The sequence below is a fragment of the Chitinophaga pinensis genome (genome assembly GCF_007896845.1).
Lineage (GTDB): Bacteria > Bacteroidota > Bacteroidia > Chitinophagales > Chitinophagaceae > Chitinophaga > Chitinophaga pinensis_C.
The window spans coordinates 137458-162079 of the sequence record NZ_VOHS01000001.1; the positions used below are offsets into that span (position 1 = coordinate 137458).

Below are 24622 nucleotides of genomic sequence, written 5' to 3' on the forward strand. Positions count from 1 at the left end.
GAATTTCTGTTTGTTAAAGGAGATAACTGGTATCTGTTAATATGTTGAGAAAGATGAAAAGCGGATTGGTATCAATAGGGCACATCAGGGGTCACATGATCAATTGTATGGTCATGAAATAATCCGCGAAGCTGTGAGATTAATTCTTATGAACGATGAATTCGAATGCTTTATGCTCCTTCCTGGAAAATGCTTTCTGTAGTACAGATCGTTTGCTGGTGATGCGGTTTTTGTTGCAATCAGCAACTTCCATAACGTTACATAGGTATTCCATGGTCTCAACCATCGTAAGCATATCGCTGATCTGCTTCACTGCATATTGAATCTGTTGTTCGCTATACCGATCTTCATGCAGTAAGATCAATAAGTCCCTCTCAACCTGTTTCATTTGAATAATTTGACTGTTCCCTTAAAATTGTTAAAGGCGTTTTCATATAGGTGTAAGCGGCCTGGCGTATCTAACAACTGGATGTCACAAGTTTTCCTTCAAGATCGGGAACTCAACGGCAAAAGACAAAGTACTTATTACTTAGTGCATACGTTTTTTATTCATGGTAGGGCATCCGCAGTCATTCTTCTTCAATATCTTACAACCCTGACTCATAATGATAAGACTACCGCACACTAAAAAGATAGTCATCCATTTTTTTGTTTTCATATTACTCTTAAGTTAGTTCACTTTATTATAAAGCCTGTCCGTACGAGAGTTTACCGTTTCTTAACAGTGCGCTTTTCTAAATTAAGCTAATTTCGTAAAAATTTCAAATATTTGTCCACAATTTCTACGCGCAAAACGATTCTCATAGTCCCGCTCGACTGGGGATTGGGACATGCTACACGCGACATCCCGCTTATCCATGAACTATTAAACGCTGGCTGCAAGGTTGTTATTGCAGCAGAGGGTAAACATGCTGCTCTCTTACAGCAGGAGTTCCCGGAATTGACGATCCTTCCCTTACCTGGCTACCGTATCGAATACGCACAAAAAGGCTGGTTTTTTGGCTGGAAAATCATTCAGCAGATTCCTAAGATCCTGAATGCTATTAAATTCGAACAGCAATGGTTGGAAGGGGTCGTAAAAGAGCATCAGATAGACGCCGTGATTTCGGACAACCGCTTTGGCCTATACCACAGCAAAATACCTACTGTTTTCATCTCGCATCAGCTGCTGATCAAGACGCCTTTCGGCGGTTTCATCGAGAAATGGCTGCAGGCACTCAACTACCGCTATATCAACCGGTACAGCGCCTGCTGGATTCCTGATTATGCTGACGCACATAACCTTTCCGGAATATTGGCCCATCCATCAAAACTGCCGGCCAATACAACCTATCTGGGCTGTCTCAGCCGTTTTGAAGATCGTCCGGATGTAAAACAACAATATGATCTGCTGGTACTCATATCCGGTCCGGAACCACAACGGTCCAACCTCGAGAAAATGATACTCGACCAGATCGGATCTTTGCAAATAAGTGCCCTGATCGTAAGTGGTAAACCCGGTACCCCAGAGAAGAAACAGATCGCTCCGGGTGTACAGCAGGTTAACCACATGAATGCCAAAGAGTTGAATGAAGCCATGCTGGCATCCAAAATGGTATTGAGCCGTTCCGGCTATACCACCCTGATGGATCTGGTAAAGCTGAATAAAAAGGCGATTCTGATCCCGACTCCCGGTCAGTCAGAACAGGAATACCTCGGCAAGTTCCTCATGAAAAAGGGCTATTTCTACAACATCCCACAGCATACATTCGAACTCAAAAAAGCACTCGAAGCGGCGGATAAATTCGACTTCAAGTCATTTGAGCACGAACAGGATATGCAACAGTATAAAGATGTGGTGAGAAAATGGGTGGCACAACTCCCGACAAACAATTAGCATATTCCGGATATACATAAAAAAGAGAGAGGCGTCTACCGTTGGTAGGCGCCTCTCTTTTTTATCATTTCAATAACTTACTTCGCTGCAACAGCAGTCAGTCCTTCTACCGCTTTCTTATCACTACCCACAAATATCTGTTTCCCAACAATCGCTACCGGGCGCTTCAGGAAAGAGTACTCCTGCAGGATAAGATCACGATAGTCATTCTCCGTCAGTTCTTTTTCATGCAATCCCATCGGACGATATTTTTGTGACCGGCGACTAAACAATGCCTCATATGTGCCTGCCAACGCATGCATTTCTTCCAGCTGCGCAGGGGTGATCTTTTCTGTCTTGATATCCTGCAACACAAATCCGTTTTCCTTTGCCTTCACTTCCTCCAATATCCGCTTACAGGTAGTGCAGGTAGATAAATGATATATTTTCTTCATATTGTTACACTTTGGTACGCAAATATCCATTTTTACACCCAATGTCCAACCCTTACACAGTCCGCAGACATCCACACACCTTTCAATATCTGCTCTTGCATTATCATGCTCTCCTCCCTCTGTCAAGCTTCCTTGTTCGGATTTCTTCTCTCATAACAGGGACACCAACCGATAGTTTACAATGCTTAATTCTTATTGCATCATGGCTGATTTTTCCACCTGAATTTCAGCATGCAGGCTCTTTCCCCCCAATCCTGATTCGTTATTCCTAATGCCTAATTGTTTACTTTTGGCAGATGCAAAAGAAATTGTTTTTACTGGATGCAATGGCGCTTATCTATCGCGCGTACTATGCATTGATCAGAAATCCACGCCTCACCACCACCGGGAGAAATACCAACGCACAGTTCGGTTTTACCTCTACCTTGCTGGACCTTATCAATAAGGAAAAGCCAACCCACATGGCTGTGGCTTTTGATACGCATGCCCCCACCGAAAGACATACCACCTTTGTAGATTATAAGGCCAACCGTATGGATGCGCCGGAAGATATCCTCGATTCACTGGACGATATCAAACGCATCATCAAAGGTTTCAATATACCTGTTGTTGAACTGGATGGCTATGAAGCAGATGATGTAATCGGTACACTCGCATGGCAGGCTGCCGATGCAGGCTACAGTGTATACATGGTAACTCCTGATAAAGACTATGGTCAGCTCGTAAGAGACAATGTGTTTATCTACAAACCGCCCTACATGGGCAATAAAGAAGAAATTCTCGGTCCGAAGGAAGTATGTGAAAAATGGCAGATCACCGATGTACATCAGGTAATAGATATCCTCGGTCTGATGGGAGACGCCGTAGATAACATACCGGGTATTCCGGGTGTAGGAGAGAAGACCGCCATGAAACTCCTGTCTCAATATCATTCCGTAGAAGACGTGATCGCCAATGCTGACAAAATCGGCGGAAAGATGGGAGAGAAGATCAAGGCTGGCGCAGAAAGTGCGATTCTTTCCAAACAACTGGCCACCATCATTACAGATGTACCGGTTGCTTTCCATGAAGAAGATTTCTGCATCAAAGATCCTAACAGGGAACAATTGATAGAAGTATTTACAGAACTGGAATTCAAAACTCTGGGTAAACGTATCCTTGGTGATGGTTTCGCCGCTCCGGCTGCAGAACCGGCGTCTCCTCCAAAAGTGCAGCTGGACCTGTTCGGTAATGAAATACAGGGCGCTACACCTCCGGCTTCAGAAGAAACACAGGAAGTACCTCTCAGTATTCTGGTGGCTGACAAAAATATCAACAACACGCCGCATAACTATATACTGGCAGATACACCTGAAAAGAGAGCCGAACTACTGGCACTCCTGCTGAAACAACAGGAGATCTCTTTTGATACAGAAACCACGGGTACCGATGCCAATGCGGTTGATCTGGTAGGAATGAGCTTTTCTATCAAGGCAGGAGAAGGCTGGTATATTCCGGTGCCGGCAGACAAAGCACAGGCACAGGCCATCGTAGATAGTTTCCGTCCTCTTTTTGACACCACCCATATTACCCTCGTCGGTCAGAATATCAAGTACGATATGATTGTGATGAAATGGTATGGGATCGAATTCAATGGTCCCATCTTCGACACCATGCTGGCTCACTATCTTATCGAGCCGGAAGGCCGCCGGGGTATGGACCTGCTCAGCGCACAATACCTTCAATACGAACCTGTTTCCATCGAAACCCTGATTGGTAAGAAAGGGAAAGGGCAGGGGAACATGCGTGATGTGGAGATCGAAAAGATCAAAGAATATGCAGTGGAAGATGCCGACATCACCCTGCAGCTGAAGGAAAAATTCGCTCCTTTATTGCCACTCAAAGCAGTAGATAAGGTATTCTACGATGTGGAAAATCCACTGGTAAGAGTATTGACAGATATGGAATATGAAGGGATTGCACTGGATATTCAGGCCCTGTCCGACTATTCCCGTGAACTCGAAACAGAGATCAAACGCGCAGAAGAAAGTGTATATACACAGGCAGGCGTTCGTTTCAACCTCGCTTCTCCTAAACAACTGGGAGAAGTCCTGTTTGAAAAACTGATGCTCGACCCTAAAGCCAAGAAAACCAAAACCGGACAATATGCTACCGGGGAAGATGTACTGGCGAAACTGGCCAATAAACACCAGATCGTAGAAGACATTCTGGTATTCCGCGAACTGAGCAAACTGAAATCCACCTATGTGGATGCCCTGCCTCTGATGCTGAACAAACGTACCAACCGTGTACATACTTCCTACAATCAGGCAGTAGCAGTAACCGGTCGTCTCAGTTCCAACAACCCGAACCTGCAAAACATTCCGATCCGCACGGACAGAGGTCGCGAAGTGCGTAAAGCATTTGTAGCGAAGAATGAAGACTACGTATTAATGTCTGCCGATTACTCCCAGATCGAATTACGTATCATCGCTGCTATCAGTGGAGATGTACATATGATCGATGCCTTCCGTCAGGGACTGGATATCCACGCTGCGACTGCGGCAAAGGTATATGGCGTTGAACTGGCCGATGTAACTGCGGATATGCGCCGGAATGCGAAAAGCGTAAACTTCGGTATCATTTACGGGGTGAGTGCTTTCGGGCTGTCTGAAAATCTCGGCATTGCAAGGGGAGAAGCCAAAACATTGATCGACAACTACTTTGCACAATACCCATCCATTAAAAAGTACATGGATGACCAGATAAAATCTGCACAGCAGAATGGTTATGTGGAAACTTTACTGGGTCGTAAACGCTGGTTGAAAGATATCAACTCTTCTAACGCGGTTGTAAGAGGTTATGCAGAACGCAACGCCATCAACATGCCGATACAGGGTACTGCTGCCGACATGATCAAACTTGCCATGATCTCTATCCATAAAACACTCAAAAAAGAAAACCTCCGTTCCCGCATGATCCTGCAGGTACATGATGAGTTGGTGTTTGATGTGCACAAAGATGAGATAGAGCAGATCAAACCATTGATTCAGGAAGGTATGCGCAATGCACTACCATTGGCTGTACCGGTAGACGTTGAGATAGGCATCGGCGCCAACTGGTTACAGGCCCATTAAAAATGAGTGTTATTACTACAATAATATAGCCGCGGAAGAGCAATTACGAGTGAGATGGAAGGGGTAAAAATCCCTGCTTCATTCGTAATTGTCCCTCCCGCGGTAATACCCCGGAATACATAACAAAACTCCCTCGCAGCATCATTGCAGCTACTGTATTTATCCCTGATAATTAATATTTTTTAACCTCCTTTGCCTCTTGCGTTTTCCAAAATCGTTTACTAGCTTTCGGCCATGATCCTGACCTCCCGTCTCCAATTGTTATCATGTACCCTGCAGTATTTCGAAGCACTGTTGCAGGGAGAGGAGGTATTGAGTGAATTACTCCACGTCCGCATCCCCGAACCCTGGACCGAGTATCCGGAAATAATCCTCGTTGCTTACGATAAACTACGTAATGACCCCTCTATGCTGGGTTGGTTTTTCTACCTGGTCATCCACAAAGAAGACAAATGCCTGATCGGTGCCGGCGGTTTTAAAGGACGCCCCGACAAAGACGGCACTGTCGAAATTGGTTATGAAATCTCTGCCCCCTACCGGGAACAGGGTTATGGTACAGAACTGACACAGGCACTGGTACGCTTTGCATTCAGCCATTCCTACGTGAATAAAGTCGTTGCCCACACAGAAGAAGAATACAATGCCGCCGTAAAGGTGCTCCAAAAATCAGGGATGCATTTTGCAGGAGAAGACCCCGAGCAACTCTGGAAATGGGAAATTACCCGCGACCAATACCAATGGCCGCAGGATTGAGTTTCCAGCCACCTGCAATCTATTGCATCGCCCATTCATCAATCTTTAGCCTGTAGAAATGACTGTTTTAGCTTAGATTCGACCTCTTTATTTTACAACAAAAGCTAAAACACCATTAAGAATGAAGAAATGGGCGCTATGCCTTGCCGTTTTCTGTTCTACAGCGGCGATTGCACAAACAACCAATAAAGAAGGCAGTAATTACAAATTCACTGTTGTGAAGAACCTGGACGCAGGTGATGTTGAAAACCAGGGTAACACAGGTACCTGCTGGTCTTTCTCCGGTCTTTCTTTCTTTCAGGCGGAAGCACTCCGTATTGGCAAGGGTAAAGATGTCAACCTGAGTGAAATGTTCGTTGTTAGAAGAATGTATCCTCTGAAAGCAGCGAATTACGTGCGTATGCATGGCAAAGCCAACTTCGGTGAAGGTGGTGGTTTCCCGGATGACCTGCTCTGCCTCCGTCAGTATGGTCTGGTACCACAAAGCGTTTATGATGGCAACCGCGTAAAAACATACAATCATGCCGAAATGACAGCGCTGTTGGAAGGTGTAGTAAAAAAGATCGGTGCTACCGAAACAACTATCAACCCAAACTGGAACAAAGCTGTTGATGGTGTGCTGAATGCCTACATCGGTGATGCTCCGGAGAAATTCGAATACAACGGTAAATCATATACCTCCAAAACTTTCGCAAAAGACCTCGGTCTGGATGCTGATGATTATGTGATGATCACTTCATTCACACACCACCCATACTACGAACAGTTCGTGCTGGAAGTACCAGACAACTGGAACTGGGATAAAATGTACAACGTTACCTTAAACGATCTGACCACAATCGCAGAAAACGCAATCCAGAATGGTTATACCATTGCATGGGCTGCTGATGTAAGCGAAAAAGGCTTCAATTTCGCACAGGGTCTGGCGATCGTTCCTGATGTTGCAGCCCTGTCACCTGATCAGCTCCAGAAAGCTTTCACCGAACCGGTAAAAGAACTGACCATCACTCCTGAACTGCGTCAGCAGGCTTTCGACAACTACGAAACACAGGATGATCATGGTATGCACATCGTAGGTATGGCGAAAGACCAGAATGGTAAAGTATTCTTCCGTGTGAAAAACTCATGGGGTACCAGTAATCCAGGTAACGGTTACTTCTACGCTTCTGAGCCTTACTTTGCTTACAAAACCACCAGCATCATGCTGAATAAAAAGGCAATCCCTGCCGATATCGCAAAGAAACTGGGTATCAAATAAGCTTTAACGCTTTCATATAGGGTAATGCTGCTGATAGCAACTTCCCACAAAATAGAAGAGGCGGTCTGTAAAAGACCGCCTCTTCTATTTTAATAAGTAGATACCTGCGAGGCACTGGGCACCTCCCAGAGTTTAGTCACATTAGATGTCGTCATATTCCTGTAACGTACTTTCAGGTTTTTGCTTTCTGTACGTACAATGTTGGTTCCACCGGAGAAAGTACCTCCGTTAATAGTAACTGTCACGTTATACTGTCCGCTACCATTGGTACGTAACACCTTACCAAAGGTTGTCACCCTGAAGTTGTTAATGTTGATTGTACCGTCTGCGTTTATCTGTAATACCTTATCATAAGCATTCTTCGCAATACAGTTGTTCAGCGTAACAGTTCCTTTTGATTTCAATGTCATCGCATCTTCTCCTACATCTATCCATTCTACATTATCGAGTGTTGCATTACCATATACATGCACACCATCGCAACCGGGTGCGCCGATCTTAACATTCTTCAGTGTTGCGCCATTTTCAAGTCTGAAGATAGGTTTCTGATCTTCTGCCTGACTACCATCGCCCATACCTTGTGCAATGATAGTGTTACCCTTTCCATCATAAGTTTCTCCCGCTTTTACAATAATGGTTTGTGTAATAATTACGTTGGCCAAAGCACTTACACCACCTGCCGCTATAACATCGGGAGTCATATTTACATCAGAGCCGTGTTCTTTTTTACAGCCCATAGCAAGAGCGCCGGCTAACATTGCCGACAACAAAATCTGGTTTGTTTTCATGTCAGTAGAATTTATAAGTGATCAATAATTCATACAGTGGAATAGTGGGCATGACGATGCCGGTACCATATAGGTTCAGTTTAAAAACAACAGTATTTGAAATGGAATAAGGGCTAATTAAGCTGGGCTTTCATCAGGGTTGAACTATCGTATTATTGTTCGCTTTAGGTTCTGATCCGCATTTGATAAGGTCTCTACAGGTTGATGACCGAAATTATCTAAAAACATCACATAACGGCATAAACAAGGAATATATTTTTACGCAAACGATGCCGAGAACGATGCCGTAAAAAACCATACTTGCCTTAGTCAATTATTTTCATTTTGGGATGCTTTTTGAGGCGTTTTTTATCTGTAAAATGAGGGCTTAAGGGTATCAGTTTTATTGTCAGAAAGGAGAGGCTTCTTTTAGCTCAAAAAAGAAGCCTTATAACGTCTAATATTTATTGACAAAAGCAAGTATTTTAGTTGCCACAGTCATGCTTTCATAGCAAAACACCTACCTGTTAAGGAACATAGCAATCAGATGATGCTTTATTTTATTTCCCCTCTATACGCTGTGCCTCCTGATAAGTACCTAATCTGAGTTTCACAGGGAGCTGTGTCTGCTTCTCCCAGTTCCATTCTTTTTTACAAAAAAAGCCAAAATGCTGATCGTAATAATCATTTGGTTTCAGAGGAGATTTGACATGCTGATCTGGTCTGTACTGAGGTACCTGAAAAGAGGAAAAATAAACCGGAGTCGTTACCTCTTTTTTGCTTTCAGCCATCCATTTACTTGACTTAGTCAATGGATAAAGCGGTCCTACTATCAATTTGGTCTGCCCGGATACTTGTGTAAGGCAAACAATCAGCAGTAATCCTGCTATGGTCGCAATTCTTCTCATCTTTAATTCATTTTTAATCTTCTATACAAGCGCTTCCCAGCTACCGGCTCCTTCTCTGATCAGTTCAGGTTCATCACCGGTACAATCTACTACAGTAGAGAAGGTCATACCTCCTATACCTCCATCCACCACGATGTCAACGATGCTGCCAAACTTTTCATGTATGATCTCCGGATCAGTATATTCCTCTACGTATGTTTCAATCGGAAGGGATGTACTCAGAATGGGATTACCGAGTTCTTTCACTATGGCCCGGCTGATGTTATTATCTGGTACACGTATACCGACAGTGTCCTTTTTCTGCTTCAGCAAACGGGGTACTGCCCGGCTGGCCGGCAGGATAAATGTATATGGTCCCGGCAGCGCTTTTTTCAGCATCCTGAAAGTGGGCGTATCCACACTCTTCGCATAGTCTGATAAATGGCTGAGGTCATAACATATAAAAGAGAACTGGGCTTTGGCTGGATTGATATGTTTAATGCGGCAGATCCTTTCTACCGCCTTCGGCTGACAGATATCACACCCCATACCATACACGGTATCGGTAGGATAGATGATCACACCTCCGTCTTTCAGACATTCAACGATCGTCTTCAGATGACGGGGGTTCGGATTGTCCGGATGTACTGTTAAGAGCATATTACAAATTTACAAAAACTACTGCGGGAAGGAGCCCCAATTTCCAGGCCAACACCTGTTGCACATTAAATAATCTTACTATCTTTCCGGCCAATTTGAAAAACCAATCCGGATGAATACAAAAGGGATTGTTCCGAGAACATGGCGAAGGGTCAAGAAGATCGCACTTATTCTGTTTATAGCACAATTTGTCTACATCATTATTCTGAAGTGGATTAATCCTCCCATCACCCTGACCATGATATCAAGCTGGTTTAGTCTGATCGGCACCGATAAACACTTTCATAAAACCTGGGTTAATTACGGCGAGATATCCCAACATGCCAAACTGGCGGTACTCGCCAGTGAAGACCAGTTATTCCCCGATCATAATGGATTCGACTTCAAATCCATTGAAAAGGCGATGAAGCATAACCAGAAGAGCAAGAAAATAAGAGGAGCCAGCACAATCAGTCAACAGGTAGCTAAAAATGTGTTCCTTTGGCAGGGGCGTAGCTGGATACGCAAAGGACTTGAGGTATACTTCACCTTTATGATCGAAAAAATATGGGGAAAAGAGCGCATTCTGGAAATGTACCTGAACGTGGCACAAATGGGAGATGGGATCTTTGGGATAGAAGCTGCCGCCCAGCAGTATTATCACAAAGGGGCCGCCAGCCTGAATCGTGAACAGGCAGCTATGATTGCCGCCTGTCTGCCCAATCCGGTTAAATACACCGTTATTCCTCCGGCACGGGTCACCTCTTTCCGTCAACGTAAAATCTTACAGCAAATGCGTTTTATCGCTCCCGATCCGGATATCTCCGAACTGGTCAGCAGCAAATAAAACACACATAATCAACGATATACAACAAAAAAGCGTCCGCCATAGGCGAGACGCTTTTTTTATTTCTTGTTCTCTTTGTCAGTTATAACAGTTTATCAACCGCTGCAATCGCCGAAGTCATTCTTTCATCAAGACTTCCCTTAATCTCAACCCAGGGTACTCCCGAAGCCATTACCAGATCCCGGTAAACATTATAAAAATATTCACGCATGGTAGGATCAGGGTGCTCTCTCTGCGGATCTTCCTCCCAGGGGATATCGATATACGTCAGCAGGTACAGGTCATACTTTCTATCCCTGATGGCCTGCAGTATCTCAGGGTCACAGTTGCCATACTTATGCTCACTCCAGACCTTGATAACATGCAGATCCGTATCACAGATCAGCAGTCGATTCGCCTGTTGTGCCAGTTGATCTTCCTGTACAAGTTGTCCTTTTGCAATACTGAGCAGATCAGATTGTTCATAAGGCCGGGATAATCCTTCCAGATACTGTCTCGCATACTCCGGCACCCACATCGTCTGATAATGTGCCGCCAGCTGCTGACTTAATGTACTCTTTCCGGTAGACTCCGGCCCTATGACAACTACTTTCAACATATAATAATATTACCTGGCAAGTCCGGCTGTATTTTGTTCACGCCATATCTTTCTCCAGCTGAAATATCCCATTACCGCTACAATGAAGAGGAAAATGGTCAGCACCGCTGTCGGCAACAGGTGCTTATGAAATAACAGTGGTATCGCTACCAGATTGGATACATTCAGCACTACCCAGTTCTCGATCTTCCTTTTTGCCAGCAGCCACATACCGGCACAAGCCGTAGCGGATACAAAAGCGTCTATTACCGGCACATCTGAATTAGAATAGGTCCTGAGCAGATACCCAAACAGCGCCCATCCTATCAATGTGATGCCCCCTGTGACCACCCATTCACTCCGTGTGGCCCAGCCTATGGGCGTCTCCGGTTCAGTTGCGCTCTTTCTGGCCCAGTGGTACCAACCATAGACACTCATGACAAAATAATAGACATTCAGCGTTGCTTCCGCATACAGCTTAAACTGCTCTCTTGATAGCAGGTATGCATAGATACCTGTGCTCACCAATCCTGTAGGGTACAACCAGATGCTGTTCTGCTTACTGCAAATCACACTGATGGCACCAAACAGCGCCGCTATGATTTCCAGCCAGCTCATTTGATGTACGCCTTCCAGCAATCCCTGATATAGTGCGTCAAAATTCATCCTGCAAAGTTATATGGCATTATTTCTCTCCTAATAGACAACCTGATACATTCCAGGCACTGAAACTATTTCCCTCTCTTTCTCCCAGCGGAATGGCCACCCTGAAGGTGTGCACACCCGGTGTCAGATCGGGCAAAGGTATGGTAACCGGCTCAGTTACACTACCCGGGCACCAGTTAGATCTGCTCAGATCAGAAGACGACAGTCCGTTGCCGAAATTACCGGATGATGGATTCAGTAAACGGAAGTTACCGCAATCCGTTCTCCATGGAATGAAATGATATACCCGTTTGCCATCCACAAAGATCTCGTTTAGCTTCTCGTTGAACTCGTCTCCGCCGCCCCAGCCACCATGACCGGTAGTCGTATAGCGTAAACGCAGGTTTTTCAATCCGGCAGGTACATTCACCGTTACTACCAGCGAATCTTTACCGAACATGGTACCATACTCCTGACCCGCCATTTCCATGAGGTTGGTAGTATTGAATATCGGCATGATCCAGTGTTCTTTAGGAGTGGTATCCTGATCATTGTCAGCCGGATAGTATTTCAGTCGCAGACTTACCTTATGTCCACCTTTATCATAGTTACCCACAAATACCCCCATCCATACTTCACCTTCCAGACGTGGCTGCAATGCTGTAATATCCTGACGGTACACAACAGAATCAGCCCACTGGTATCCCTTGATCCTTACCTTCTGGTTGTAATGGTTCACGCCGAACGGTGTAAAGAAGCGCATCAGTTCGAGGGTAGGGAGGTAGTCGTCCGTCGCGATTACACCCCGGTACTTCTCATGATATACCGGCAATGCCGTTACCCCGTTTTTCAGTCCATCGAGGAAAGACTGCTTTTTATCTTTCGGAATCATAAACACAGAACCGGTGCGGTCATAAGCATCTCCATTGGAATATTCCGCTACTTCTGCAAACACGGTACCCGCATTGAGCGCCGGGAGTTTTACCTTTTTCAGGATCACTGTTCCGCCCGCATAATGATAAGTCACATTTTCCTGCTCTCCGGCCGGGTCCTGATGCTCATTGCCCCAGCTGATCTGCTCCTGATTGAAGATATTGATCGTGGTGAACCTGTTTTCTATTACCTGACGGAGATAAGTGGCATCATCCACCAGCTGTCCCATGGCAACAGGCCATTTCAGTTCTTCATCCTTGATATTGCGCAGATCTACCTTTGTCGCGATGTATTCTGAATTACCATTACGTATAGATCTCAGTACCAGTCCGAGACCGGGCGCATACCCCTGTACAGGTGTTCCTTTAAACGGCAGTGCATTCGTATACCAGACATCTATGCTATTGGAGCGTACGACCAGTTTCGCCTTTTTACAGGGATATCCCAGTATGGTGTCAACACCGGGTACCAATTCGGCCTGTTCATAGTCAGCAAATGCCTTTTTAAATGTCAGGAGATGTCCTTCCTTGTCGTTGATCTGCTGGTAAGTAACCTTTGCCTTGTTATCCAGCAATTGCAACTCTTTTTTTGCCGCTCCATTCTGCGGCTGAAAACGGGCTTTATCCCCCTTGATAAGCAGCTGAATATTACCCTCCGGCATTTCTTTTCCATTGTACTTAAAAGCGTATGTAACCTCGGCGCCGGGTTGTGCAGGCTTAGACTGCGCCAGTGCGGTCCCTGTTATCAGCAGGGTCATCCACACAAATGAAAATTTCTTCATAAGTATAAGTGTATCCTATTTATCACTAAAGATACAGGTATAAATAAAAAAGCACAGTCCAAAGACTGCGCTCTTTTTTAACACTATCATTCTCTCAACTATGGCTTATTCTGCTTCTGCCACTACTTCTTTCACTTCCGGAATCATACGCTTCATCATGCCTTCAATACCGGCTTTCAGCGTGATCATAGAAGATGGGCAGCCTGAACAGGAACCCTGCAGCATCAACGTCACAGTACCGTCGTCGTAATCTTTGAATTGAATAGCACCGCCGTCCATTTCAACCGCTGGTTTCACGTAGTTCTCAAGTAATTCCTTGATACGTTTTACCACATCGGTATCATCTGCACTTACTTCATTGGTTGCGGCAGCTTTTGTAACCACTATTTCCTCTTCGTTAATAACGGGACGGTTATCTTCCAGATATTCCTTCAGGAAGGCTTTTATAGTAGGTATAATATCGTTCCAATCAGTGTCAGGGGTTTTTGTCAGGGTAATGAAATTAGCCATGATGAAAACGCCTCTTATAAACGGAAAACTGAACAGCTCAACAGCCAGTGGTGATGGCTTTGCACTCGCTTCATCAGGGAAATCGATATGCTTACCGGGATACAGCAGTTTGTTTGCAACAAACTTCATTGTTTCCGGGTTGGGAGTCATTTCTGTATATATACTGATTATCGGATTGCCTGTTTTGATCATAGTACACTAAACTTTTATGATGGAACAAAGGTAGCAACTTTCACGCACAAACCCACCAGAATGAGCCGTAATACGTATCGAATTTTACAATGCGGATATAGATAAATTTTGATGCATAGGTGTTTTTTTCCGATCCCGGCTGCATTCCGGCACCGTTTGTGCTGCATATGGAACTTCACTAACCCCATTCCGTCCTCCGGATTGGTTAAATGATTGGTTTTGTTATTTTCGCAGTTTTCAGGTCTTAACCTACATACTAGTCGAATGTTGAAGTATTTATTGGGTGTTGCACTGTTGCTAACGGGTATCTTCGGCCGGGCAAAAGCACAATTGCCACCTAAAAGGGAATTTCGTGCAGTCTGGATTGCCACGGTAGAAAACATAGACTGGCCCTCAAGAAAGGGGTTACCGGTCGAAACGCAGAAGCAGGAATTTATCAATCTCCTCGATAAGCATCAACGCAACGGAATGAATGCCGTTATCGTGCAGATCCGTCCTGCCGCTGACGCATTCTACGATTCTCCATTCGAACCCTGGTCCGAATACCTCAGCGGGGTACAGGGACAGGCGCCTAATCCATATTATGATCCCCTCCGCTTTATGCTGGAGGAAACACATAAAAGAGGTATGGAATTCCATGCGTGGTTCAATCCCTACCGCGCAGTTATCCGCAATGCCTCCGCCAATCACATCTCACGTATGCGCCCACAGTGGTTCGTGAATTTTGATGGTAAAAAATACTTTGACCCTGGTATCCCGGAGGTACGTGAATACGTCACCCAGATCATCCGCGACGTCGTACGCCGCTATGATATTGATGCTGTGCATTTTGACGACTATTTCTATCCTTACCCGGTACCCGGCAGGGAATTCGGCGACAATAATTCCTACCGCCAGTACGGTCGCAATATGATGAAAGATGACTGGCGTCGCTGGAACGTAGACACCATCATTCAGATGGTAAGCAAAATGATCAAGGAAGAAAAGCCATGGGTTAAATTCGGTATCAGTCCGTTTGGTATCTGGCGCAACAAAAACAAAGATCTGGACGGATCGTACACCACCGGTCTTTCCAACTACGACGACCTTTATGCAGACGTCCGCAAATGGCTGCAAAATGGCTGGATCGACTATGTAGCACCACAGCTTTATTGGGAACGTGGTCACCGTGTGGCCAACTATGAACTGCTCCTCAACTGGTGGGCACAACATGGATATGGCCGTAATGTATACATCGGACACGGGGTATACCGCCTCCGTAGTAATGCTGCCTGGAGTATGCCAAACGAACTCCCCGTACAGATTACGGAAGTCCGTACCTTAAATACCATTCAGGGTAGTGCCTTCTATAGTGCAAAATCATTCAATGGCAATCCTTTAGGAATAGAAGACAGTCTCCGTAACCATTTCTACCGCTATCCGGCTTTGCGTCCCGCAATGCCATGGATAAAGCTGCCGACTCCTTTCCCACCATATTTTACAGATGCCTTTGAGCGGGCGGATGGCCTGCATCTGCACTGGGCTGACGATGACACTTCCGGACGCACGCAGCAATATGTGATCTACCGCTTCAATGCCAGTGAGTCTATCAACCTGAACGACCCCGGCAAAATACTGGCAATCGTTCAACAAATGCCTGATCCTCAATTCATAGATGCCTCTTACGTAAAAGGCACACTATATACTTATGTAGTCACGGCCATGAACAGGTTGCAAATGGAAAGCTGGGCCAGTGACCCACTTTATATGCGCCAGTCCGGCCGTAGAACACAATTCATATTTGATCCGGAATAGCTCCGGTTTAACATAAAAGCAGAAGGGCGTTCGCTGGTTGCGAACGCCCTTCTGCTTTTATATCATCGGAAATTATTCTTCAGATCTCTTCTGCATTTCCACCTGTTAATTCCTGATCTTCAATTATTTATATACCGCCTGTACCGGCTTGCCGACAGCGCCATTTGGCATTTGTATATGCAGCATCGCCGCAATCGTCGGCGCGATATCCGCCATACTCACCACATCATTGGTATATCCATGTTTTACATGCCAGCCCATAAACACCAGAGGCAGATGCGTATCATACGGATTCCAGTTACCATGTGTCGTTCCTTTAGATGATCCGGAGTACCAGCCCGGTTCAGGAATGATGATCACAGATCCGCAACGTTTTGGATTATAACCGTTGACAGCCATGCTCTTGATCGGCTCTGGCAGCGGACTGTTACCCAGATTATCCATATCTGCCGCAAACTCCACACCCGGCAGTTTTTGCAGGTATTGTACCGTTGCCTTCTTAATCGCGTCATAGTCAAGTTTCTTCGCCTCAATAGCCTTCAGGTCAAATCCGATATGATAGTTTTCTGCTGTCAATGCCAGACGTTCTGCGCCAAAACGCTCCTTCAGCATGCTATTGAGTCCATCCATCATTTTACCTTCCGGTAAACCTGCCGGAAGCTGATTCTCCTGCATAAAACCTACAGAGTGCGCCGCACCATGGTCTGCTGACAGGAATACCAGATAATTGCCTTTACCCACTTTCTGATCCAGATAGCGGAAAAAAGCAGAAAGGTCTTTGTCAAGACGCAGGTAGGTATCTTCTACTTCTATAGAGTTAGGTCCGTACTTATGGCCCACATAATCCGTTGATGCACAGTTGATCGTCAGAAAGTCGGTCACGGCACCGGTACCCAGTTTATATCCGTCTATAGCTGCTTTTGCAAACTCCAGTGTCAGTGTATTACCGGATGGAGTGGAGCGCAGGCTTCCTTTATCCTTTGAATAAATATCCTGCATGTTGTGTGGGAAAGTAGCTGTAGTCTCCCCATTGAAAATACCTTCCCAACGCACATCATCAGCGGTGCTCTGCACATAGCTGTTGATAGGGTAGAGGGTAGTCCATGGCTTGGACATCAGTTGTGCCGGTACCTGACGGGCATTGAATGTCTTTACCCACTCCGGCAGATCTTTCATATAAAATGAACTGGTTACAAAGCTGGCATTGCTGTCATCCAACCAGAAAGCACCGTTGGCGATATGACCCGCCGGCAGGATAGATGCCCTGTCTTTCAGTGATACACCCACCACTTTCGAGCGGAAATTAGTAGCCAGCTTAAGTTCGTCAGTAATAGTAGATGCAAGCAGGTTACGTGGCGACATCTTACCGGCATCGGTAGTTGTGCCTATGGGTTGCACAGTAGTATCTTCTGTACAATACCAATGACGACCGGTAACCTGATCTGTCCAGTCATTGCCGGTAATGCCATGGATAGCAGGTACGGAACCCGTATAAATAGTGCTGTGACCAACAGCCGTAAAGGAAGGTAAGTGAGTAATAAAGGTATTTTCGCAGGTAAACCCTTCGCCCAGCATTCTCTTGAATCCGCCGGTTTCATAGCGGTCATAGTAGCGGTACAGGTAGTCCCAGCGCATCTGGTCAACAACGATCCCAACTACAAGTTTGGGACGATCTACCGGCTTCTGAGCCCGGAGTGCTCCTGTCTGCAGCATAGCGCCGGTAAGCGCCAGCACAGACAATGATTTGCAAATTCTTCTCATGATAGATAATTTCAACAATTATAAGACCTGACTATTAACGCCTTTGGTGACTTAAGGTTGTCAAATTATCTATCCTTTGAGAATTTAAATTGTATAAATATTACCAACGGGGATATAAATGGATAAGGGTTCCCCGTAACGCTTAAAATCCAGCTTCGGCAAAACGTACCGGATAATCAGAAATAATACCATCAGCACCCATTTCCTTCAGCTTTTTCATTTCCGTTGCTTCCTGAACAGTCCACGGAACAACCTGAATCTTCTTACTATGGCAAAGTGATAACAGCTCAGGCGTTGTGAACTGATAGAAAGGATTATAGAACTGTGGCGTAAAACCCAGCAGCTCCAGTTGCTGCGCCGGCTTCACTTCTTTGTCATATGTCAGAAAACCCAGTGTCATATCAGGATACCGGCGGTGCAGTACCTGTAGCGGACGAGGATCGAATGACTGTACAATCAGACGTTTGCCCAGTGGCAGTAAGTTTTTTACGGCCATCAATTTATCTATATATTCCTCCGGTGCGGGTTGCTCGTTACCATCTGTTTTCGCGGAAGACTTGATTTCCAATAAATAAACAACTCCGGGAAGTTTGTGCGACTTCGTATATGCTTCTACTGAATCAATCATTTCAGACAGGAGAGGAGCATACGATCTGATACGCTGTTGTTGCGGAAACTCAGGATACGCTTTTTCTCCGATCACAAATTCACGGATGCGGCTGTAGTCCATTTTATAAAAGGTATACTCTGAGCGGGAGGCCGCCGGAATTTCCGCGCCATCCGGCATCGTTGTATAAGCAGGATTAAAGGAGGCATCATGATATACAACGACCTGACCATCTTTCGTAATGTGTACGTCAAACTCAATCGTATTGGCCCCCGTCTCAATAGCCTTGATCATGGAGGGAATGGTGTTCTCCGGCATCAGGCCGCGGGTTCCTCTGTGTCCTACTTTATAAAATGTGGGTAACTGCTGCTGAGCGGTCATGGGTTTTGTGGATTTACAGGCGTTCAGGCCTGTTGTGGCCAGCAGTACACCTGCGGCCAGCATTGCTTGTTGTAAAGGTTTCATCGTTTAACGTTTTCCAGCTGTTAAAGTAATATCTGGTGTATCTTTTACTAAGCCTTCCATGTTAACTGATTATTAATTCGACCCAGCCTGCATGCAGAGGAAAAGCCCTGCTGCAAGGGCCGCTCCGGCTAAGGGGCCGATTATAGGAATCCATGCATAATCCCACCCGTTGCCTCCTTTTCCTTTTACAGGTAATATGGAGTGCATCAGGCGGGGGCCGAAATCCCTGACAGGATTAATCGCATAACCGGTAGTTCCTCCGAGTGATAATCCAATGGCCAATACAAGAAGAGAAACCGGCACAGCTCCCAATGAACCCATACCGATAGGCGTCTTGTCGTTACCAAACTCTCCTTTATCAACGATATAAAAGATGGTAAACAGCAGTACAAAGGTACCGATGATCTCACTGATCAGGTTACGGCCGGTATTACGGATAGCCGGAGCCGTACAGTAACATGCCTGAATCAAACCCGGATCGGCTGTATCATCCAGATGGTCTTTATACATCAGCCACACAAGAAACGCACCAGCCATTGCACCCAGCAATTGGGCGATGATAAACAAAGGGAATTGTGCCCAGCTCAGTTTACCTGCTAAACTCAATGCCAGAGATACCGCCGGATTCAGGTGCGCCCCGCTGCTTGGACCAGCAATTACAACACCTATGAAGACGGCCAGTGCCCATCCGGTGGTGATCACTATCCAGCCGCCGCCATGGCCTTTCGTTTTGTTGAGGATCACGTTGGCTACGACGCCGTTACCCAGCAATATCATCAACATCGTCCCCAGAAACTCTGCTAATAAGGGATTCATTGAAAGCGTTATTTATCAGTTAATCATTGGTGGTGCTCAGTATCAGATGATAACCTGCACCGCTTACGTGAAATATTATTTGATGGCAGGCACTTCTTCTTCCTGCGTGGAAAATTTCGACCAGGCTCTCACTGCCCTGACAGCATTGCTCCATCCACGTACCCATTTATGCACATCTTCCGCATCGCCTTTGGGCGTAAAAGAATGGTCTACCTGCCATTGACGGGCAATTTCCTCCTGATCTTTCCAGAAGCCTGTCGCCAGTCCGGCCAGATAGGCCGCACCCATGGCGGTAGTCTCTGTGATTTTAGGACGTATCACCTGTGTATTCAGAATATCTGCCTGAAACTGCATCAACAGATTATTATTGGTCGCGCCACCATCTACGCGTAACTCCTTGATACTGATACCCGCATCTGCTTCCATAGCCCGTAATACCTCCATCGTCTGATAAGCAATGCTTTCCAGCGCGGCTCTGGCAATATGTGAAGCATTTGTACCCCTCGTCATACCAACCAATGTTCCTCTGGCATGCTGATCCCAATGTGGAGCACCCAATCCGGCAAATGCAGGTACCAGATAAACACCATCATTATGTGCTACTTTGGCGGCCAATCCTTCTACTTCTGAAGACGAACGGATAATTCCCAGACCATCTCTCAGCCATTGTACCACAGCTCCGGCAATAAAGATGCTTCCTTCCAGTGCATATTCTACTTTGCCATTTATTTTCCACGCAATGGTAGTTACCAGATTATTCTGTGAGATGATCGGTTGTTCACCAATATTCATCAGCATAAAACATCCGGTACCGTAGGTATTTTTCACCATGCCGGGTGCTGTACACATTTGTCCGAACAAAGCGGCATGCTGATCTCCGGCAATACCGGCAATAGGAATGGTGGTGGAAAAGATCGCCGAAGTGGTCTGGCCTATCAGCTCACTGGATTGCTTTACTTCCGGCAACATGCTCGCCGGAATATCAAACAAAGCCAGTAATTCGTCATCCCATTGCTGGGTGTGTATATTAAATAACATGGTACGGGACGCATTGGTAATGTCCGTCGCATGTGTCTTTCCTTCCGTCAGGTTCCATACCAGCCAGGCATCTACCGTACCAAACGCCAGCAGCCCTTTGGCCGCCCTTTCTTTTGCTCCTTCCACATTTTCCAGTATCCACCTCACTTTGGTAGCGGAGAAATATGCATCTATCACCAATCCTGTCTTCTCTCTGATCAATTGTTCATGACCAGCTGCTTTGAGCTCATCACAATAGGCAGCGGTGCGGCGATCCTGCCAGACAATGGCATTGTGAATAGGTTTTCCCGTATGCCGGTCCCAAACAACGGTCGTTTCCCTCTGGTTGGTAATACCGATAGCAGCAATATCTGTTCCTCTGAGGCCTGCTTTGGCGACCGCTTCTGCGGCTACGCCCAGCTGACTGGACCAGATCTCGTTAGCATCATGCTCTACCCATCCCGGTGAGGGGAAAATCTGCCGGAATTCTTTCTGGGCAATAGCGACGATAGCACCCGCCTTATCAAATATGATGGCTCTTGAGCTGGTAGTACCCTGATCCAGTGCCAGAATATACCGGGATGTTTCCTTTTCCTTCATATAGTTGAACGTGAAATTTAACTGCTAATGATAATTGACGGATCAGGATGCCGGCAACAGATAGTGCGCCGCGATTCCACCAAAGGCGGTCACCTGCTCCTGTTCCCAGACCTTGTCTTTCCCCAGCTCGGCGGCCATGATTGCGGCGACCCCGGGAGCCATTTCAATGGCTGCGTGTGCGTCAAGTAATAAAGCCCGTAGCCGTCTGGACAACACGTCATCTACAGTGCGGGCCATTTCCTGTTGCACAGCCCAGACTACCTGCGCTTTTATATAAGGCAATGCCGGATGCAAGGCATCCTTCAGATCCGGACGTGTATTGATCAGCGTTTCCAGTTGAGCGGCATCACTTCCATATACATCGAGCGGTACTGGCGCTGCATGTGCTGTCGTGTATCCATGTATATGCAAGGTTTCTGTTCCGCAGGGAATAGCGGCTAGTCCGGCACTACTGATGGCCATGTCCACCGTATCTTCCGCCATTTTACGGAAGGTGGTCCACTTACCACCGGTAATAGTAATCAATCCGGAATGGGCGACGATGATCTTATGACTACGTGATATTTCCTTCGTACTATCTGCATCTTTCTGTGGAGCGGCCAATGGTCGCAGCCCCGCATACACGCTGAGCACATCTGCACGGGTAGGAGCCTTTCGCAGATAACCAGCTGCCGTTTGCAGGATGAAGTTGATCTCTGTCTCCAGTGCCTGTGGTTCCAGACTATGTTCATTCAATGGTGTATCAGTGGTTCCTACCAGTACTTTCCCATGCCATGGCAAAGCAAAAAGCACCCGTCCATCCGCTGTTTTAGGAATCATTAACGCGCTGGAACTGTCAAGGAATGCAGCATCCAGTACCAGATGGACGCCCTGACTCGGACGAATAGTTGGCCTTGCCCCCGGTTCGTCCATCTGTAATACTTCGTCGGCAAATACACCGGTGGCATTGATGACCGCCTTTGCCTGTAATTGATATTCTTCTCCGGTTTCAAGATCTGTAGCGCTGATGCCATTGATCCTGCCTTCTCCGTTTTTCTGTAAACCGTTAACTTTAAAATAGTTGAGTAATACGGCGCCCTTTTCGGCGGCTGTCTGTGCGATATTAATTGCCAGACGGGCATCATCAAATTGTCCGTCGTGATAAACAATACCACCTTTCAGCTTCTCTGTGCGTATAGCCGGCAATGCGGTGATCACTGCCTCGCGACCTATGATCCTTGAGGGTCCCAGACTAAGCCGTCCTGACAGCAGGTCATAAAGTTTGAGGCCGATTCCATAGAAAGGCCCTTGCCACCATTTATAATATGGAATGATAAATTCCTGATCATGTGCGAGGTGTGGTGCGTTCGCCAGCAAAAGTCCTCTTTCGTGTAATGCTTCTTTTACAAGGCCGACATCTCCCTGCGCTAAATAACGGACCCCTCCATGTACAAGCTTGGTGCTTCGGCTGGAGGTGCCTTTTGCAAAATCTGATTGTTCCAGTAACAGGGTACGAAAGCCTCTTTGTGCGGCATCCATGGCAACACCAAGTCCGGTTGCGCCACCGCCGATTACAATAATATCCCAAACGACTGATGCCGTATTGCCGATCTGTTGTTTAAAGGTTAACCTGTTCATAGTGAGGAAAATACTTTAATTTTCTTTTAATTGGTTTCAGTTTATTTCATCCACACGAGAAAAAAACATAAGGGGCGCTGGCGGTCCCGTTAACCGAAAATAGATGTTTTGTTCCTTCCTTTTCAGGAAGTTAATGCATAAACGATCATTTATACATGTTATTCCTGACTTTTTGCTAAATATTTTTTCTGATATGATGTGTTTAATTCAACAACATGAAAGTAATTTTGTAACGAATTGGAAGAAGGCATAAGCGTATTTATTCCAAATCTGTTTTAAACAACATTTGCTTTTTTCTACAACTGCTAATTCTTTTACGCATATGTCAATGATCAATATTGCAGAAAGGCACAAATACATTCTTGACCGTTTATCAGAGAAGGGATATGTGAATGTGGTGGACCTCTGCAAGGAGCTGGATGTTTCCGGTGTTACCATCCGTAAAGACCTCAAACTGCTTGAAGACAAATCCCTGTTGTTCCGTTCTCACGGAGGAGCTACAGTAAATAATCCGTACATCAATGATAAACCGGTGAACGAGAAGGAAAAGCTTCGCCGGGATGAGAAAAATAATATCGCAATAGCGGCAGCTGCCATGATTGCACCAAATGACGCTATCATTATATCATCCGGTACAACTGCACTGGCACTGGCAAGGAATGTGCACCCGAAAGGGCACCTGACAGTAATCACGCCGGCACTGAATGTGGCGCAGGAACTACTAAGGCATCCGGAAATTGAGGTGTTACAGCTGGGTGGTATCGTAAGAAACAGTTCTGCTTCAGTAACAGGCACTTACGCAGAACGTATCCTTGCTGACTTCTCCTGTTCAAAACTGTTCCTCGGATTGGAAGGTATTGATATAGAGTTCGGTCTGACCACCACCAACCTGATGGAGGCACAACTGAATGCACGTATGGTGACAGCGGCACAGAAAACAATTGTATTGGCTGATTCTTCTAAATTTGGCCGTCGCGGTTTTGGGAAGATCTGCGATCTGGAAGATGTAGATGAGATCATCACAGACAGCGGTATATCCGGACATGTTGTGAAAGCACTTGAAGAAATGGGAATTAACGTCACTATCGTTTAAGAAATAAGAAAAGGGAGGGTAGTACCTCCCTTTTTATTTTCACTGCTGCCTTATTTTCTAAGGGTGCAGATAGTAGTCACTTTAAAGTTAAAAAAAGCCGAGTCTGTTCCGTTGAGGTAATAAGATCTGCCGCTGTAATTCGCATGTCTGAGGAATTTTTTCATAAAAACTTCTGTCTGACACATCTTTCTGCTACTTGAATCAACCCCGGTTCTCCCGCTATCATAAAGACTATCATAGCGGGTTACACACTCATAGCAAAACGATTTGGGATTACGGGTGGGTCTGTCCTCGCTTTTGGTACAAGCAGCCAGCAGTAGTATTGCGGGCAATAGTTGTTTTTTCATGTATAGTGGATTTAATAGGTAGAAATGTGTCCTATGGGCTCCTGTTGCAACAATATCTATACCAACTTCAACAGCTACCAATACAAAACACTGATAGTCAATACATAAAGGTGATCAAGTCCACCTATACTCCGGGTATGAAGCATGTATACTTCGGGTATAAGCCGGGTACTCCCTCGCTACGTCCTAAGGGAACCACTTCCATGCTGCTACTCCCTGAAACACCCTCATAGTATAACAACTTCTCCATATACAAATCTTTTCCGGGCTATTCCTTTGAAAACAAATTG

Annotated in this window: 21 protein-coding genes; 7 read left to right on the plus strand and 14 right to left on the minus strand. The window is 45.8% G+C overall.

All coding sequences use genetic code 11. The features are described from left to right. Nucleotides 1-139 precede the first annotated feature (139 nt). The gene (locus tag FEF09_RS00605; protein WP_012788383.1) at nucleotides 140-388 is read right to left on the minus strand and encodes a hypothetical protein; all 249 of its coding nucleotides are present in this window, start codon (nucleotides 386-388) and stop codon (nucleotides 140-142) included. Between the two features lie 381 nt (nucleotides 389-769). Here FEF09_RS00605 and FEF09_RS00610 point away from each other — a divergent pair, with 381 nt between their 5' ends. Then, entirely contained in the window at nucleotides 770-1876 is a 1107-nt protein-coding gene (locus tag FEF09_RS00610) for a glycosyltransferase (RefSeq protein WP_146302888.1), read from the plus strand. A 77-nt stretch (nucleotides 1877-1953) separates the two neighbouring features. Here the strand turns inward: FEF09_RS00610 and FEF09_RS00615 are convergent, their stop codons facing one another. Beyond that, nucleotides 1954-2310 carry an arsenate reductase family protein gene (locus FEF09_RS00615; protein ID WP_146302890.1) on the minus strand — a complete coding sequence of 119 codons (357 nt, stop codon included), beginning with the start codon at nucleotides 2308-2310 and terminating at the stop codon, nucleotides 1954-1956. A 296-nt stretch (nucleotides 2311-2606) separates the two neighbouring features. On the opposite strand from FEF09_RS00615, the gene polA reads away from it, so the two are divergent. The 3 genes from polA to FEF09_RS00630 all read left to right on the plus strand — a co-directional run bounded on the left by polA (nucleotide 2607) and on the right by FEF09_RS00630 (nucleotide 7437). Beyond that, a complete protein-coding gene (polA, locus tag FEF09_RS00620; RefSeq protein WP_146302892.1) occupies nucleotides 2607-5426 on the plus strand; it encodes a DNA polymerase I in 2820 nt (939 codons plus the stop codon). Between the two features lie 234 nt (nucleotides 5427-5660). After that, nucleotides 5661-6179 carry a GNAT family N-acetyltransferase gene (locus tag FEF09_RS00625; protein ID WP_089810426.1) on the plus strand — a complete coding sequence of 173 codons (519 nt, stop codon included), beginning with the start codon at nucleotides 5661-5663 and terminating at the stop codon, nucleotides 6177-6179. Between the two features lie 121 nt (nucleotides 6180-6300). Next, entirely contained in the window at nucleotides 6301-7437 is a 1137-nt protein-coding gene (locus tag FEF09_RS00630) for an aminopeptidase C (protein WP_146302894.1), read from the plus strand. Nucleotides 7438-7526: 89 nt separating this feature from the next. Here the strand turns inward: FEF09_RS00630 and FEF09_RS00635 are convergent, their stop codons facing one another. From FEF09_RS00635 to FEF09_RS00645, 3 genes are all read right to left on the minus strand, one after another. Continuing rightward, nucleotides 7527-8225: a pectate lyase gene (locus FEF09_RS00635; protein ID WP_222596901.1), complete on the minus strand. Its 699-nt coding sequence runs from the start codon at nucleotides 8223-8225 to the stop codon at nucleotides 7527-7529. 539 nt (nucleotides 8226-8764) lie between these two features. Next, complete coding sequence (locus tag FEF09_RS00640; protein WP_146302896.1) at nucleotides 8765-9112, minus strand: hypothetical protein; 348 nt, start codon at nucleotides 9110-9112, stop codon at nucleotides 8765-8767. Between the two features lie 21 nt (nucleotides 9113-9133). Further along, entirely contained in the window at nucleotides 9134-9751 is a 618-nt protein-coding gene (locus tag FEF09_RS00645; protein WP_146302898.1) for an L-threonylcarbamoyladenylate synthase, read from the minus strand. Between the two features lie 112 nt (nucleotides 9752-9863). Here FEF09_RS00645 and mtgA point away from each other — a divergent pair, with 112 nt between their 5' ends. Continuing rightward, complete coding sequence (mtgA, locus tag FEF09_RS00650) at nucleotides 9864-10577, plus strand: monofunctional biosynthetic peptidoglycan transglycosylase (RefSeq protein ID WP_146302900.1); 714 nt, start codon at nucleotides 9864-9866, stop codon at nucleotides 10575-10577. An 82-nt stretch (nucleotides 10578-10659) separates the two neighbouring features. Here mtgA and FEF09_RS00655 read toward each other — a convergent pair whose 3' ends face one another. The 4 genes from FEF09_RS00655 to FEF09_RS00670 all read right to left on the minus strand — a co-directional run bounded on the left by FEF09_RS00655 (nucleotide 10660) and on the right by FEF09_RS00670 (nucleotide 14215). Then, a complete protein-coding gene (locus FEF09_RS00655; RefSeq protein WP_146302902.1) occupies nucleotides 10660-11175 on the minus strand; it encodes an AAA family ATPase in 516 nt (171 codons plus the stop codon). A gap of 9 nt (nucleotides 11176-11184) precedes the next feature. Beyond that, nucleotides 11185-11820, minus strand: a complete 636-nt coding sequence (gene pnuC, locus FEF09_RS00660) for a nicotinamide riboside transporter PnuC (protein ID WP_146302904.1) — start codon at nucleotides 11818-11820, stop codon at nucleotides 11185-11187. Nucleotides 11821-11839: 19 nt separating this feature from the next. Next, nucleotides 11840-13513: a PNGase F N-terminal domain-containing protein gene (locus FEF09_RS00665; protein ID WP_261387273.1), complete on the minus strand. Its 1674-nt coding sequence runs from the start codon at nucleotides 13511-13513 to the stop codon at nucleotides 11840-11842. Between the two features lie 105 nt (nucleotides 13514-13618). Further along, nucleotides 13619-14215, minus strand: coding sequence for a NifU family protein (locus FEF09_RS00670; protein WP_012788396.1), 597 nt, complete (start codon nucleotides 14213-14215; stop codon nucleotides 13619-13621). Nucleotides 14216-14479: 264 nt separating this feature from the next. On the opposite strand from FEF09_RS00670, the gene FEF09_RS00675 reads away from it, so the two are divergent. Next, a complete protein-coding gene (locus FEF09_RS00675) occupies nucleotides 14480-16009 on the plus strand; it encodes a glycoside hydrolase family 10 protein (protein ID WP_146302906.1) in 1530 nt (509 codons plus the stop codon). Between the two features lie 123 nt (nucleotides 16010-16132). Here FEF09_RS00675 and pafA read toward each other — a convergent pair whose 3' ends face one another. The 5 genes from pafA to FEF09_RS00700 form a co-directional block, all read right to left on the minus strand. Further along, a complete protein-coding gene (gene pafA, locus FEF09_RS00680) occupies nucleotides 16133-17770 on the minus strand; it encodes an alkaline phosphatase PafA (protein WP_146302907.1) in 1638 nt (545 codons plus the stop codon). A 142-nt stretch (nucleotides 17771-17912) separates the two neighbouring features. Next, a complete protein-coding gene (locus FEF09_RS00685; RefSeq protein WP_146302909.1) occupies nucleotides 17913-18842 on the minus strand; it encodes a glycerophosphodiester phosphodiesterase family protein in 930 nt (309 codons plus the stop codon). A gap of 72 nt (nucleotides 18843-18914) precedes the next feature. Next, nucleotides 18915-19658, minus strand: coding sequence for an MIP/aquaporin family protein (locus FEF09_RS00690; protein WP_146302911.1), 744 nt, complete (start codon nucleotides 19656-19658; stop codon nucleotides 18915-18917). A gap of 75 nt (nucleotides 19659-19733) precedes the next feature. Then, complete coding sequence (gene glpK, locus FEF09_RS00695) at nucleotides 19734-21275, minus strand: glycerol kinase GlpK (protein ID WP_146302913.1); 1542 nt, start codon at nucleotides 21273-21275, stop codon at nucleotides 19734-19736. 42 nt (nucleotides 21276-21317) lie between these two features. Further along, entirely contained in the window at nucleotides 21318-22892 is a 1575-nt protein-coding gene (locus FEF09_RS00700; protein ID WP_146302915.1) for a glycerol-3-phosphate dehydrogenase/oxidase, read from the minus strand. 322 nt (nucleotides 22893-23214) lie between these two features. Here FEF09_RS00700 and FEF09_RS00705 point away from each other — a divergent pair, with 322 nt between their 5' ends. Then, complete coding sequence (locus tag FEF09_RS00705) at nucleotides 23215-23985, plus strand: DeoR/GlpR family DNA-binding transcription regulator (protein ID WP_012788403.1); 771 nt, start codon at nucleotides 23215-23217, stop codon at nucleotides 23983-23985. Nucleotides 23986-24622 lie beyond the last annotated feature (637 nt).

Excerpts from the sequence above, each read along its gene's own strand:
- FEF09_RS00655 (WP_146302902.1), bottom strand. The coding sequence starts at position 11,175 with ATGTTGAAAGTAGTTGTCATAGGGCCGGAGTCTACCGGAAAGAGTACA.
- FEF09_RS00685 (WP_146302909.1), bottom strand. The coding sequence starts at position 18,842 with ATGAAACCTTTACAACAAGCAATGCTGGCCGCAGGTGTACTGCTGGCC.
- polA (WP_146302892.1), top strand. The coding sequence starts at position 2,607 with ATGCAAAAGAAATTGTTTTTACTGGATGCAATGGCGCTTATCTATCGC.
- FEF09_RS00665 (WP_261387273.1), bottom strand. The coding sequence starts at position 13,513 with ATGAAGAAATTTTCATTTGTGTGGATGACCCTGCTGATAACAGGGACC.
- FEF09_RS00700 (WP_146302915.1), bottom strand. The coding sequence starts at position 22,892 with ATGAACAGGTTAACCTTTAAACAACAGATCGGCAATACGGCATCAGTC.
- FEF09_RS00670 (WP_012788396.1), bottom strand. The coding sequence starts at position 14,215 with ATGATCAAAACAGGCAATCCGATAATCAGTATATATACAGAAATGACT.
- FEF09_RS00705 (WP_012788403.1), top strand. The coding sequence starts at position 23,215 with ATGTCAATGATCAATATTGCAGAAAGGCACAAATACATTCTTGACCGT.
- glpK (WP_146302913.1), bottom strand. The coding sequence starts at position 21,275 with ATGAAGGAAAAGGAAACATCCCGGTATATTCTGGCACTGGATCAGGGT.
- FEF09_RS00640 (WP_146302896.1), bottom strand. The coding sequence starts at position 9,112 with ATGAGAAGAATTGCGACCATAGCAGGATTACTGCTGATTGTTTGCCTT.
- FEF09_RS00690 (WP_146302911.1), bottom strand. The coding sequence starts at position 19,658 with ATGAATCCCTTATTAGCAGAGTTTCTGGGGACGATGTTGATGATATTG.
- FEF09_RS00630 (WP_146302894.1), top strand. The coding sequence starts at position 6,301 with ATGAAGAAATGGGCGCTATGCCTTGCCGTTTTCTGTTCTACAGCGGCG.
- FEF09_RS00635 (WP_222596901.1), bottom strand. The coding sequence starts at position 8,225 with ATGAAAACAAACCAGATTTTGTTGTCGGCAATGTTAGCCGGCGCTCTT.
- FEF09_RS00675 (WP_146302906.1), top strand. The coding sequence starts at position 14,480 with ATGTTGAAGTATTTATTGGGTGTTGCACTGTTGCTAACGGGTATCTTC.
- FEF09_RS00645 (WP_146302898.1), bottom strand. The coding sequence starts at position 9,751 with ATGCTCTTAACAGTACATCCGGACAATCCGAACCCCCGTCATCTGAAG.
- FEF09_RS00625 (WP_089810426.1), top strand. The coding sequence starts at position 5,661 with ATGATCCTGACCTCCCGTCTCCAATTGTTATCATGTACCCTGCAGTAT.
- pafA (WP_146302907.1), bottom strand. The coding sequence starts at position 17,770 with ATGAGAAGAATTTGCAAATCATTGTCTGTGCTGGCGCTTACCGGCGCT.
- mtgA (WP_146302900.1), top strand. The coding sequence starts at position 9,864 with ATGAATACAAAAGGGATTGTTCCGAGAACATGGCGAAGGGTCAAGAAG.
- FEF09_RS00605 (WP_012788383.1), bottom strand. The coding sequence starts at position 388 with ATGAAACAGGTTGAGAGGGACTTATTGATCTTACTGCATGAAGATCGG.
- pnuC (WP_146302904.1), bottom strand. The coding sequence starts at position 11,820 with ATGAATTTTGACGCACTATATCAGGGATTGCTGGAAGGCGTACATCAA.
- FEF09_RS00615 (WP_146302890.1), bottom strand. The coding sequence starts at position 2,310 with ATGAAGAAAATATATCATTTATCTACCTGCACTACCTGTAAGCGGATA.